The sequence below is a fragment of the Caulobacter sp. GW456-12-1-14-TSB4 genome (genome assembly GCF_059424195.1).
Map to the genome: position 1 here is coordinate 195,925 of NZ_JBWKZF010000007.1, position 11,599 is coordinate 207,523.

Sequence of the window (11,599 nt, forward strand, 5' to 3'; positions counted from 1 at the left end):
TCTGCTCCAACTACAGATCGATGATCTGGGTACCGGGGATCGACGTGGCGAAGTCGGGTCCAAACACGGTTGCCGGCGTCTGGAAGCCAGGGTGGTGCTCGCCCGCGAGGACGCGACGGGCGGCTTCGGCGGCGGCGAGCGGCGTGTAGGAATAGCCGTTGACCGTTTCGATCATGGCGCTGGCCAGCGATCCGTCCGCGCCCAGGACCTCGACGACGACCTTGGCTCGGTTTTCGTCCCGCTCCTGTGCGGTCGGGCCATCGGGCAGGGTCGAGAGATCGCCCTGCGGGAACGCCTCGCCCGTGACGTGGACGAACATCTCGATGTTGGGCACGCCGGTCGAGCGCCAGGCCGTCACCAGGTCGCCGAACGACAGCGGGAAGCACTCGACATAGCCGTCGCCGAAATTGAATTCCGCGCTCGCGGCCTCCGGCTTGGCGACGATCTTGCCGTCCTGGCGCACCAGCAGGCCGACGGCGATGATCTCGCCAGCGCTGATGGCCGAGCCGCGCGACATCGCGCCGGCCACCTGCAGGGCGATGCGCAGGCGCAGGGGATCGGCGACCTGGGCGACGGTGTGGACGGCCAGGGCGTCGCTGGGCACGACGTCCCAGCCGACACCCGGCAGCAGCATCACGCCGGCCTTGGCGGCGTCGTCCGACAGGGACTCGGCCAGAGCGTAGACGTTGAACTCAGCGGTGATGTCCAGGTAGTGCGCGCCGGTGGCCAGGCAGGCTTCGATGATCGGCCTGGCGGTCGCCGCGAACGGGCCCGCGCAGTTCAGCACTGTGGCGCAGTCGCCGAGCGCCGCGTGCAGGGCGGGCGTGTCACCGACGGCGAAGGCGCGATACGGCGCGTCGAGCTGGAGGGCCAGCTTGGCCAGTTTGCCGGCGTCGCGGCCGGCCAGCACGATGTCGAGGCCAGCGCCCTTGGCCGTCTGCGCCACCATCTGGCCGGTATAGCCGGTCGCGCCATAGATCAGCAGTCGCCCGTTCATGGAGTGTCCTTGCAAAGTCGATTGTGGAGAGAAGAGGCGAGGTCTAGCGCGCCGGGTGCTGCCAGCTCTTGTAGACGGCCTCGAGGGTGTAGCCGTCCGGATCGGTGACCCCGGCGGCGTAGTAGCGCGGGTCGTAATAGAGCCGCGCGCCGGGCGGGCCGTTGTCGTCGGCCCCGGCGGCGATAGCCGCCGCGTAGAAGGCGTCGACCTCCGCCTGGCCATCGGCGACGAAGCCGACATGGGCGGCCCGGGCGTCGGCCGGGCCGGCCCGCAGCCAGAAGAACACCCGGCCGCCGCGCCCGAAGCCCTTGAGGTCGGGATGGCCCTCGGGGCCGTCCTGGCCGTCATAGTCGACGGCGTGGGCGATCCCGAGCGGGGCCAAGGCCTGCTCATAGAAGGCGATCGAGCGTTCGATGTCGCTGACGGTGATGAAGACGTGGTCGAGCATGGTGTTCTCCTGGAGCGGGGCGCGCGGCTAGATGACGTAACCGCCGGCGACCTCGATCGACTGAGCGTTGACCCAGGCGGTGTCGTCCGAGAGCAAGGCCGCGATCACCTTGCCAACATCGTCCGGATCGCCCACCCGGCCCAGCGCCGTCTGGGCGGCCAGCGCTTTGGCGAAGTCGTCGGGCAGGCCGCCGCCCAGATCGGTGCGGATGGCGCCCGGCGAGACCGAATTGGCGCGGATGCCTCGGCCGCCGAACTCCTTGGCCATGTAGCGGGTCAGCACCTCCAGCCCGCCCTTGAAGGCGGCGTAGGGTGCGACGCCGGCCGTGGCGACACGGGTCGTGGCGCTGGTCAGGTTCACGATCGCGCCGCCGTCAGCCATCAGGGGCAGCAACGCCTGGGTCAGGAAGAACGGCCCCTTCAGATGGACGCCCAGCAGGCCGTCGAATTCGTCCTCGGTCACCGTCTCGATCGGGTTGAACAGGCCATAGCCGGCGTTGTTGACCAGGTAGTCGAAGGTCGCCTGGCCAAAGACGACCTGAAGGCGCTCGGCGACCAGGTCGCGGAAGGCGGCGAAGGTCGAGACCTGGCCGACGTCCAGCTTGACGGCCAGCGCCTTGCCGCCGGCCTGCTCGATCTTGGCGACGACCGCGTTCGCGCCATCGGGGTGGCTGTTGTAGGTGACGATGACGCCCAGGCCACGCTGGGCGCAGTGCAGGGCGGCGCTGGCGCCCAGGCCCCGGCTGCCGCCGGTGATGATGACGATCTTCATGCTGTTGCTCCGCGTCGGTTTGACGAGGACAGAGCTACGGATTTCGAGCGGGCCGGGCTGCGGGCGATCCTGGCGCAATCCTGCCTGATCCTGCTTTGGCATTGCCCCGCGCGCTGGATCGGCTCAGTAGCCCCTGCATGGAAACCGCGCTTGAAGAGCTGCGCCGCCTGGCGTCCCACGCCGAAAACCGCCGCACCGAGACGGGAATCCCGCGCGTGGCCATGGTTCAGGGCGAAATCCCGCAGCATCAGCTGGCTGCGCTTTATGATCCGATGATCAACCTGATCCTGCAGGGCTCCAAGTCGATGACCATCGGCGACCAGACCCTGCACTACGATCCGGCCAGCTACTTCGTGATGTCGGTCGACCTGCCGGCCGTGGGTTCAGTCCATCCGGCCGCGACGGGCGAGCCGTATCTGGCCATCAGCCTGACGCTCGACCCGCAGGTGATCGCCGGGGTTCTTGAGCAGGCCCCGGCTTCGGCGGGACGGGCGGCGGGGCAGGGGTTCTCGGTGGCCACGGTCACGCCCGAGCTGCTCGACGCCTGGGTGCGGATGCTGCGTCTGGTCGAGCGGCCCGACGACATCCCGGTCCTGGCCCCCGCCTATGAGCGCGAGATCCTCTATCGGGTGCTGCAAGGCCCGCACGGCTGGCTGCTGCGCGACATCGCCACGCCCGACACGGCCCTGTCGCGAATCCACGCGGCCATCACCTGGATCCGCGAGAACTTCGCCAAACCGCTGCGGGTGGAGACCCTGGCCGCCATGGTGGCGATGAGCGCCTCCGCCTTTCACCGTCACTTCAAGGCCGTCACCAACATGAGCCCGCTGCAGTACCAGAAGACCATCCGCCTGATGCACGCGCGCCAACGGATGATCACCCAGGCCCTGAGCGTGGCTTCGGCCGCGCTCGAAGTCGGCTACGAGAGCGCCACCCAGTTCAGCCGCGAATATGGCCGGCTGTTTGGTCAGCCGCCCGGCCGCGATGTGACCCGAGCCTTGGGCCAACTTCGCGCGAGCGCCTAATCACCGGCCGGCGCTGCGTTGTCTAGGCTGGAAGCTACCGGCCAGCCATGCCTAGACCCCGGCCAGGACGGCCGGATCACCGGTCCGCCAGACGTTGTCGATGGTGACGCGCTGGATGACCCAGTCGCCGCCCCGGCGGGTCAGCTCGACATCGTAGCGGTTCTTCATCAGGTAGTGGCGCGCGGGATCGCTGGACGGCACGTGCTGGGCTTCCACAAGAGCGTCCAGGCGAGCGCGATCGCCCTCGACGGTGACGCGCGGATTGCTGATGGAGTGGGTGGTGTCGATCGTGCTGAGCGAGGTCGCCAGAGCCGACACGATCGCATCCCGGCCTTCCAGCACCGGATAGTCGAAGCCGGCCTTGGTGGCGGCAGGCCGAAAGTCGGATACCGCGTCCGGCGCGAACGCCGAGGCCAGCAGGTCGGCGTCGCGCAGATCAATGCCAGCGGCAAAGCGGTAGAGCGCCTCGATCACGGCCAGTTTGTCGGCGGCGGTAGTGGGCGGCGGGTTGGCTGGGCTTATTGACATGATGCGTCTCGATCGAACCGCCTTCAGGATGGAAGGCTGCTGGTTCTAGGCTCCGGGGCGTAGCACCCAGAAGACGATCGTTTTGCATACCAACCATTCCCCGTTGGAATGACGGGCTAGAGGCGCAGGCTTGGTTCGTCGGCGAAGGTCGCCGCCAGGAAATCCATGAACACGCGCACGCGCTGGGGCATGTTGCGTCCGCTGGAATGGACCGCATGGATCGGGACCGATTCCGGAGAGAAATCCTGCAGGACGCGCACGAGCCTGCCGGCCTGCAGATCCGCTTGGACGAGGGCGCTCGGGCCGTGCAGGATTCCGAGGCCGGCGAGCGCCGCGGCGCGCAAATCCTCCCCGTCATTGGAGCGGATCGGTCCCGACGGTGTGATCGACACGGGGCCGTCCAAGGTTTGGAAATGCCAGAGCAGGGCGGCGCCTGCGGTCTGGCCAACGATGAGGCTGTGAACCGCCAGGGCGTCGAGGTCGGATGGCGCTCCGCGGTCGGCCAGGTACTGCGGCGCTGCAACCGTGATCGTGCGCAGGCGTCCGATCCGGCGCGCCACCAAGGTCGAGGATTTTAGGGCGCCGACGCGCAACGCCACGTCGATGCCGTCCCTGACGAAATCGACCACCCGCTCGGCGACCGAGAATTCCACGGTTACGCCGGGATATTGCGCCAGGAACGCGGGCAGCTTCGGGATGATGTAGCGGCGGCCCAAGGCTGGCGGGGTCGCGACGCGGACCAGGCCCGCCGGGCCATGGCCGGACCCGCGGACGCGGCCTTCAGTCTCCTCCAGGTCGGCGAGCAGCTTCACCGCCGATTGGTAGAGATCCAGGCCCGCCGCCGTTGGTCGCAGACCCCGCGAGGTGCGGTCGAGCAATTGGGTGGCCAAGTGGGTCTCGAGCGCGGTGATCTGCTTGCTGACCGCTGGCTGGCGAAGGCCAAGCTCGTGGGCCGCCCGCGTGAAGCTGCCCAGGTCGAGAACGCGAACGAACAGCTGCAAGGTCGAGAAGCGGTCGATGGCGGGGACTCCGAGGCGGCATGTCCATCTGAACTTCGGCCGTCAATGACGCAAGTCGTTGAGCCGAGACGGGCCCTGTAGAGGCCGCCAAAGGAGCGATCTGGCCCGATCGAGCGGCGACCTGAATGTCGCCTTTCTGAGGGCATTCCAACGGCAGCTAGTGGCGCGCCACTGACGAAGTGGATGCTTCTCGAGCGAGCGATACGCGTCCAGGTGTGACGAAGACTCATGTGTCGTCGGCCTTTGACGTGCAGGGGCCGTTCAGTCTGCCCCCAGCTTCACGGCCACCACGGGCTCGCTCAGCGAGGTCCCTGGCGGCTGCAGAGCGTGGATGGTTTCCAGGAAGCGTTGCATCCCCGGCGTCGGCAGTCGGGCGGGATTGGTCAGGACGCAGGTCTCGTAGACCAGGGTCTGTTCCAGGCGGGCGAAGCGGACGTTGCGGTGCGGCTGCAGCATAGCCGGGTAGGGATTGACGATCGCCAGGCCAATGCCTTGCTCGACATGCTCGATCGCCGAGAGGGCGTCGGCGGTTTCGACCACGATGTTGGGCAGGCCGCCATCACGCCACAGCAGGCGGTCGAGCATGGTGCGGAAGGGGTTGCGCTTGAGCAGCACGATCAGCGGTTCGTCGCCGATTTCCTGGGCGCCGATCACCTCGCGGCCGGCCCAGCGGTGATCCCTGCGCATGGCCACCGCCAGGTTCGAGCGGCGGAAGGGGTGCTTGCGCACGCCCCAGTCGCCCTCGGGCACCTCGGCGACGCCGATTTGGGCCTGGTCGCTGGCGATGGCGCTGAGCACGTTGACCGAGGTCTGGATGTCCAGCGACACCGACACATGCGGATGTTCCTGCTTGAAGCGCGCGATCACTGGCGGCAGCAGGCAGTGGGCCAGGGTCGGAGCCGCGACGATCGACAGGCGCTCCTGCTCAGGCTCCAGCCAGCGGAACTCCTCGATGCGAGTCAGGCCCTCGAACACGCTCTTGGTGGCGGCGAATAGCTGGAGGGCCTCGGCGGTCGGCGCTAGCTGCGAGCCCGTGCGAGTGAAGAAGGTGCGGCCCGAGCGTTCCTCCAACAGAGAGAGCGTGCGGCTGACGGCGGGCTGGGAGACGCCCAACTGGCGGGCAGCGGCCGTGACGCCGCCCTGCTCGATGACCGCCCGCAGCACCTCCAGGTCGCGGATGCTGGCCCAACTGCCCGACCAGCCGCCGCGCGGCGTGCGATCGCCGGTCTTGCTGTCGGTCGAGGCGTTGGATTCGCTGGACATGGGCAATCCTTATGGGCTCGTCGCCGCGTCCGCCAGGGTCTTGTCCGGGCCGGCCACCGCGTCGATCACGGCGTCGATCTCGCCGAGATAGCGGGCCGGATCGAGCATGGCGGCGACGTCGATGGCCTGGATTTCGCCGTTCAGGCCAGGATGGCTCCTAATCGCCGTGGCGAAGTCGACGCCGGTCTCCACGGCGGTCGCCGTGGCTTCGTGCAGGATGTGATGGGCCTCGCCTCGGCCGATCCGGCGGCCCAGATCCATCATCACCGCCTCGGCCGAGATCATGCCGCCGCTGATGTCGAGGTTGGCGCGCATGCGGGCCGCATCGACATGGATGTTGGCGACCAGACGACGCAGGGCCGCCACGGTCGAGACCGCCAGCACCCCGAAGTCGGACAGCAGGATGTCGGTGACGTTGGTCGAGGCCGCGTCGCCCTCGTCCTGGCGGACCATCGCCTCCAGTGCCAGCGGGATGCGCGAACGGGTCAGGCGCGCAAGGGCGATGACGCGTTGGGCTTCGGACGGGTTGCGCTTCTGGGCCATGGTCGAGCTGCCGACGCGGTCGGGATAGTGGTCCTCGGCGACCTCGGCGATCTCGGTGCGCTGCAGGAACGACAGGTCGGCGGCGATGCGCTCGCAGCAAGCGGCGCAGGCGGCCATGGCGCTCATAACCTCGGCCTGGCGGTCGAAGTCGGCGCGGCCGCCGATATCGGGTGCGGCCAGATCCAGCGCCTTGGCCAGCGCCTGCTCGACGGCCCGACCCTGGCCCAGCAGCGCCGAATAGGCGCCGACCGCGCCGCCCAGGCGGGCGACGAAGGCGTGGGGCAGCAGCGCTTCCAGGCGCGTCTGGTGCCGGCGCAGTTCCGCTAGCCAGCCGGCCAGCTTGAAGCCGTAGGTGATCGGCAGGGCGTGCTGGCCGTGGGTGCGGCCGGCCTGCAGGGTCGCGCGATGGCGTTGAGCGTCCTGGGCCAGGCGCGCGCAGACAGCGTCCAGGTGGTCGAGGATCAGCCGGGTCGTGGCCTTCAGCTGCAGGGCCTGGGCGGTGTCGAAGATGTTCTGGGTCGTGGCGCCCCAGTGCAGCCAGCCGCCGGCCTCTTCGCCCGCCAAGGCTTCGAGACGGTGTAGGATCGGCACCAGGGGGTGCTGGGCGACCGCGATGGCGTCGGCGAGGTCGGTCAGGTCGAAGGCTTCGACCCTGGCGACCTCGGCGATGCGCGCGGCGGCGGCCTGCGGAATGACGCCTAGCTCGGCCTGGACCTCGGCCAGGGCCGCCTCGACATCGAGCCAGCGGGTCAGGGTCGCCTTGTCGTCCCAGAGCGCCAGCGCCGCCTTGTCAAACCAATAGGCGTTGTAGAAGCTGATCCCGATCATCCCTTGACGGCTCCGGAAGACAGGCCGGCCACGATGTAGCGCTGGCAGGCCAGGAAAAACGCGATACTCGGAACCAGGGTCAGGGCGACGAACGCCAGCACCAAGTTCCATTCCTGAATATTCTCGCCCTGGAACGCCATGATCCCGAGAGGCCAGGTGTAGCGGTCCTCCGAGGCCAGGAGGACGAGCGGAATGATGTAGTTGTTCCAGCTCTGCACGAACTGGATGGTGGCCACGGTGGCGATGATCGGCGTGGCCAGCGGCAGCACGATCGTTAGGTAGAAGCGCACCGGTCCGCAGCCGTCGATCATCGCGGCCTGGTGTAGCTCCTCGGGGATCTCCTTGAAGAACTGGACCAGCAGGATGGTGGCGATGGCCAGGCCGAACGCGACCTGCGGCAGGATCAGGCCCAGGGGCGTGTCCAGCAGGTGCAGGTCCCGGATCTGCAGGAAGATCGGCATGATCGCGATCGCCGGCGGCACCATCAGGCCCAGGGCGAACAGGCGCATGATCCTCTGCCCCCAGCGGGCCAGCAGGAACACCGCCCCGAACGCGGCCATCGAGGCGATGGTCACCGTGGTGGCCACGGCCGAGAGGGTCACGACCGCCGAATTACCCAGGAAGGTCCAGAAGCGATGGTCGGTCAGGACGGCCTTGTAGGCGGTGAGCTGCCAGACGGCGGGCAGGCCGGCGGGGTTGGCGGCCAGGTCGTCCAGCGACTTGAAGCCGCCCAGCACGACCGCCGCCAGGGGCAGGACGATGACGCTGGCCAGGACCAGCAGCGCGGCGTGGCGCAGGAAGCGGGTCGGATCAGCCATGACGCGGTTTCCGGGCGTTGAGGATGATGGTGACCAAGAGGCAGGTGGCGAACAGGATCACACCGACCGCGCTGCCGTAGCCGACCCGCAGGCGCGAGAGGCCGTGGCCATAGAGGTAGGTCACCAGGGTCTGGGTGGCGTCGTTGGGGCCGCCGCCGGTCAGCGACGTGACGAGATCGAACAGCTGCAGGGCGGTCAGCACCCCGAAGAAGGCGACCAGGCCGATGACGGGCTTCAGATGCGGCAGGGTGATGTGGCGCAGGATCTGGACGCGGTTGGCCCCGTCGATCCGTGCGGCCTCGATCAGGCTGGGGTCCAGCGACTGCAGGCCCGCCACGAAGATCATCATGCCGAAGCCGAAGTACTTCCAGACCATCACCGCGACGACGGCGGGCAAAGCCAGGTTCGGATCGCCCAGCACGAAGACCGGCTCGGCGTGCAGCCAGCGCGCCACCTGGCCCGCCAGGCCGTACCGACCGTCATAGAGGAAGGTGAAGACCAGCCCCGTGGCCGTCTGGGCCAGGACATAGGGCAGGAACAACACCAGGCGATAGGCCGTCACGCCCCGGAACTTCGTCCCGACCAGCAGGGCGCTGGCCAGGCCCAGCGGCAGCTGGATCAGCAGGGCGGCGACGATCAGCACGGCCACGTCGAAGACCGCGCGCTGGAAGGCCGGCGCGGTCAGGGCCTCGGCATAGTTGGCCAGGCCCACGAAGTCCTCGGGTGCGCCGAAGCCATTCCAGTTGAACAGCGAGAAGCGCAGCGCCTGCAGCATCGGCAGGATGACGAAGAACCCGAAGAGCAGCAGCGCCGGCGTCATGAACGCCGCGCCCGTGATGCGATCGCGGCCGGTCATGCCTGTCCCTTTCCCACGAGGTCGGCCAGGGCGCCGGCGTAGCGGCCGTCCAGCTGGTCGGCCTTAAGCTCGATGCGCCAGCCGCGGCGGATCGCGGCCATGGCCTGGTCGGCGTCCATCTGGCCGCTGGCCAGGCGGACGACCGCGTCATTGGCGGTCGGACCGCCGTTGGAGCCGAGCAGCCCGTCCCAGGCCAGTTGGATCGACGGTGCGTTGTCCAGGCGTTGGGCGGCGGCGATGAGCACCGGATGGGTCAGGGCCGAGCGGGCGGCGAGGTTGGCTGGGATGATGTGGCCGGCGCGGGCGAGGGCGGCTTGCGTCTCCTGGTCCACCAGGTCCTGCAGGAAATCGATGGCGATGTCCGGTGCGTCGCGTGTGACCAGCCAGCCGTTCAGTTGGCCTTGCAGGGCAGGGCTCGGGCCGCCGTTCGGCGTCGGGAAGCCGATGAACGGGAACCGGTCGGCGACCTGCGCCGGCGGCTGGCCGGTCAGGGCGGCCGCCTGCCGGTAGAACCAGGTGCCGTGCATCATCAGGCCCGCGCCGTCCTTGACCAGGAACTGCATGGCCGCCTGGGCCTTGGCGCTGAGATAGCCCGGTTGGAACGGCGCGCGTCGCGCCAGGGTCTCGAACTTGCGGGCCGCCGCCAGCATCGGCGGGGCCGTGAAGCCGCCGCCCTGGTCGCGCAGGGCCGCCTCCATGCCTGCGTCGCCGCCTTCGTTCAGGGCCAGCTGCGTCAGCATCAGGGTCAGCGGCCAGGCGTCCATGCCGCCGGCGGCGATCGGCGCGAAGCCGGCGCGGGCGATGCGGGGCAGGGCGCTCAGGAAGCCGTCCCAGCTGGCCAGGTCCGCGATCGCGACACCGGCCTTGTCCAGCACGGTCCGGTTGGCGATCAGCCCTATCTGGGTCGCCAGGTACGGCAGGCCGTACAGCGCGCCCTCGCGGCGGTAGGTCGCCACCGCGCTTGGCATCAGCTGGGCCAGGGTCTCGGGCTTCACCCGGGCGGTGATGTCCTCGAGCAGGCCCGCCGCCCGCAGCGCGTCCACCGAGGCGCCGCCCCAGCTGTAGAAGAGGTGGGGGCGGCCATCGCTCTGCATCAGGGTGGCGCGGCGCGACTGGAAGGCGCGGGGCTCCATGACCCGGAAGTCGACACGCGCGCCGGTGCGGTCGGCGAAGCGGTCGGTCGCCTCGCGCCAGATCCGCAGCACGTCCTTGTTGGTCTCGATGTGCAGGATACGGACGGTCTTGCCGTCGTCGCGCCGGGCGCAGCTCGCCAGAGGCGCGGCCGCCATGCCCGCAACGACCGCGCGGCGTGTGAAGGTCGCGCTCATGCCGAGGTCACGCTCAGCATCCGCAGGCGCTCCTGGCTGGCGGTGTCGAAGAACAGGCACTTGGCCGGGTCGAGGGCCAGCCCGACCGTATCGCCGGGGCGGATCGAAACCGGCGGCTTGGCGATCAGGGTGATGGGGTCATCGCCCACCACGCCGCGCAGATGGACGTCGGCGCCGGTGTTCTCGACGGTCAGGGCGCGCATCGAGAAGCCCGCCTCGCCGGAGAGCGCCACGTGCTCGGGTCGCACGCCCAGCGTCACCGCATGGCCGTCCTCCAGGGCGGCGTCACCCGCCAGCGAAAGGCGCAGGCCGTTGTCGCCGCTCCAGATCCCGCGCTCCACGAAGCCCTGCAGGAAGTTCATGGCCGGCGAGCCGATGAACTCGGCCACGAAGCGGTTGTCGGGGTCGTCATAGAGCTGCTGGGGGGGGCCGGCCTGGGCGATCTCGCCCTGGTTCAGCACCATGATGATGTCGGCCATGGTCATGGCCTCGACCTGGTCGTGGGTGACGTAGATCGAGGTGCTGCCCAGGCTCTGGTGCAGGCCGCGGATTTCCGAGCGCATCTGCACGCGCAGCTTGGCGTCCAGGTTCGACAGCGGTTCATCGAACAGGAAGACCTTGGGATCGCGGACGATCGCCCGGCCCATGGCCACGCGCTGGCGCTGGCCGCCCGACAGCTGGCGCGGCAGGCGGTCCAGCAGATGCTCCAGCGACAGCTTGGCGGCCGCCTCGCCCACCCGCCGGTCGATCTCGGCGCGGTCGACTTTCCGCAGTTTCAGCGCGAAGCCCATGTTCTGGGCGACGGTCATGTGGGGGTAGAGCGCGTAGCTCTGGAACACCATGGCGATGTCGCGATCCTGCGGCGAGGTGCGGCTGACGTCCGCCGAGTCGATCAGGATCTGGCCCGAGGTCGGCGTCTCCAGCCCGGCTAGCAGCCGCAGCAGGGTCGACTTGCCGCATCCCGACGGACCGACCAGCACCGTAAAGGCGCCATCCGGGATCTTCGCGTTGATAGACTTCAGGATCTGCGTGTTCCCAAAGCTCTTGGTCACAGCGCGAAATTCGACGGATGCCATGTTTCTCTCCCCTGCCTCCTCTCCTAGGCCATAACTCTCATGTTATGCAATACATAATGTAAGTTGACATGTGTTATGGGCTCGATAACAAAAATAGCG

12 protein-coding genes are annotated in these 11,599 nt (G+C 68.7%); 1 reads left to right on the forward strand and 11 read right to left on the reverse strand.

Annotated features, from left to right (window positions below; all coding sequences use genetic code 11):
- Nucleotides 1-10: 10 nt before the first annotated feature.
- The 3 genes from AC07YH_RS09230 to AC07YH_RS09240 are packed head-to-tail and all read right to left on the reverse strand — an operon-like array spanning nt 11 to nt 2,216.
- Nucleotides 11-997, reverse strand: coding sequence for a saccharopine dehydrogenase family protein (locus AC07YH_RS09230; protein ID WP_494746711.1), 987 nt, complete (start codon nt 995-997; stop codon nt 11-13).
- Nucleotides 998-1,040: 43 nt separating this feature from the next.
- Complete coding sequence (locus tag AC07YH_RS09235; RefSeq protein ID WP_494746712.1) at nt 1,041-1,445, reverse strand: VOC family protein; 405 nt, start codon at nt 1,443-1,445, stop codon at nt 1,041-1,043.
- 27 nt (nt 1,446-1,472) lie between these two features.
- The gene (locus AC07YH_RS09240; RefSeq protein ID WP_494746713.1) at nt 1,473-2,216 is read right to left on the reverse strand and encodes an SDR family NAD(P)-dependent oxidoreductase; all 744 of its coding nucleotides are present in this window, start codon (nt 2,214-2,216) and stop codon (nt 1,473-1,475) included.
- A gap of 137 nt (nt 2,217-2,353) precedes the next feature.
- On the opposite strand from AC07YH_RS09240, the gene AC07YH_RS09245 reads away from it, so the two are divergent.
- Nucleotides 2,354-3,241, forward strand: a complete 888-nt coding sequence (locus tag AC07YH_RS09245; RefSeq protein ID WP_494746714.1) for an AraC family transcriptional regulator — start codon at nt 2,354-2,356, stop codon at nt 3,239-3,241.
- A 51-nt stretch (nt 3,242-3,292) separates the two neighbouring features.
- Here the strand turns inward: AC07YH_RS09245 and AC07YH_RS09250 are convergent, their stop codons facing one another.
- From AC07YH_RS09250 to AC07YH_RS09285, 8 genes are all read right to left on the reverse strand, one after another.
- On the reverse strand, nt 3,293-3,769 hold the full coding sequence (locus AC07YH_RS09250) for a nuclear transport factor 2 family protein (protein WP_494746715.1): 477 nt from the start codon (nt 3,767-3,769) through the stop codon (nt 3,293-3,295).
- Nucleotides 3,770-3,885: 116 nt separating this feature from the next.
- Nucleotides 3,886-4,770: a LysR family transcriptional regulator gene (locus AC07YH_RS09255; protein ID WP_494746716.1), complete on the reverse strand. Its 885-nt coding sequence runs from the start codon at nt 4,768-4,770 to the stop codon at nt 3,886-3,888.
- Nucleotides 4,771-5,049: 279 nt separating this feature from the next.
- Nucleotides 5,050-6,051, reverse strand: coding sequence for a LysR family transcriptional regulator (locus tag AC07YH_RS09260; RefSeq protein WP_494746717.1), 1,002 nt, complete (start codon nt 6,049-6,051; stop codon nt 5,050-5,052).
- A 9-nt stretch (nt 6,052-6,060) separates the two neighbouring features.
- The gene (locus AC07YH_RS09265; protein WP_494746718.1) at nt 6,061-7,422 is read right to left on the reverse strand and encodes a lyase family protein; all 1,362 of its coding nucleotides are present in this window, start codon (nt 7,420-7,422) and stop codon (nt 6,061-6,063) included.
- Nucleotides 7,419-8,240 carry a carbohydrate ABC transporter permease gene (locus AC07YH_RS09270; RefSeq protein ID WP_494746719.1) on the reverse strand — a complete coding sequence of 274 codons (822 nt, stop codon included), beginning with the start codon at nt 8,238-8,240 and terminating at the stop codon, nt 7,419-7,421. Before AC07YH_RS09270 ends, AC07YH_RS09265 begins: the two co-directional genes overlap by 4 nt.
- Nucleotides 8,233-9,096: a carbohydrate ABC transporter permease gene (locus tag AC07YH_RS09275; protein ID WP_494746720.1), complete on the reverse strand. Its 864-nt coding sequence runs from the start codon at nt 9,094-9,096 to the stop codon at nt 8,233-8,235. Before AC07YH_RS09275 ends, AC07YH_RS09270 begins: the two co-directional genes overlap by 8 nt.
- Nucleotides 9,093-10,424: an extracellular solute-binding protein gene (locus AC07YH_RS09280; protein WP_494746721.1), complete on the reverse strand. Its 1,332-nt coding sequence runs from the start codon at nt 10,422-10,424 to the stop codon at nt 9,093-9,095. The genes AC07YH_RS09275 and AC07YH_RS09280 overlap by 4 nt, the downstream gene beginning before the upstream one ends.
- The gene (locus tag AC07YH_RS09285; RefSeq protein WP_494746722.1) at nt 10,421-11,500 is read right to left on the reverse strand and encodes an ABC transporter ATP-binding protein; all 1,080 of its coding nucleotides are present in this window, start codon (nt 11,498-11,500) and stop codon (nt 10,421-10,423) included. Before AC07YH_RS09285 ends, AC07YH_RS09280 begins: the two co-directional genes overlap by 4 nt.
- Between the last annotated feature and the right edge of the window lie 99 nt (nt 11,501-11,599).

What these genes read in the sequence shown, in the direction of transcription:
- AC07YH_RS09265 (WP_494746718.1), bottom strand. Translation starts at nt 7,422, where the DNA reads ATGATCGGGATCAGCTTCTACAACGCCTATTGGTTTGACAAGGCGGCG.
- AC07YH_RS09280 (WP_494746721.1), bottom strand. Translation starts at nt 10,424, where the DNA reads ATGAGCGCGACCTTCACACGCCGCGCGGTCGTTGCGGGCATGGCGGCC.
- AC07YH_RS09285 (WP_494746722.1), bottom strand. Translation starts at nt 11,500, where the DNA reads ATGGCATCCGTCGAATTTCGCGCTGTGACCAAGAGCTTTGGGAACACG.
- AC07YH_RS09260 (WP_494746717.1), bottom strand. Translation starts at nt 6,051, where the DNA reads ATGTCCAGCGAATCCAACGCCTCGACCGACAGCAAGACCGGCGATCGC.
- AC07YH_RS09250 (WP_494746715.1), bottom strand. Translation starts at nt 3,769, where the DNA reads ATGTCAATAAGCCCAGCCAACCCGCCGCCCACTACCGCCGCCGACAAA.
- AC07YH_RS09240 (WP_494746713.1), bottom strand. Translation starts at nt 2,216, where the DNA reads ATGAAGATCGTCATCATCACCGGCGGCAGCCGGGGCCTGGGCGCCAGC.
- AC07YH_RS09275 (WP_494746720.1), bottom strand. Translation starts at nt 9,096, where the DNA reads ATGACCGGCCGCGATCGCATCACGGGCGCGGCGTTCATGACGCCGGCG.
- AC07YH_RS09235 (WP_494746712.1), bottom strand. Translation starts at nt 1,445, where the DNA reads ATGCTCGACCACGTCTTCATCACCGTCAGCGACATCGAACGCTCGATC.
- AC07YH_RS09245 (WP_494746714.1), top strand. Translation starts at nt 2,354, where the DNA reads ATGGAAACCGCGCTTGAAGAGCTGCGCCGCCTGGCGTCCCACGCCGAA.
- AC07YH_RS09230 (WP_494746711.1), bottom strand. Translation starts at nt 997, where the DNA reads ATGAACGGGCGACTGCTGATCTATGGCGCGACCGGCTATACCGGCCAG.
- AC07YH_RS09270 (WP_494746719.1), bottom strand. Translation starts at nt 8,240, where the DNA reads ATGGCTGATCCGACCCGCTTCCTGCGCCACGCCGCGCTGCTGGTCCTG.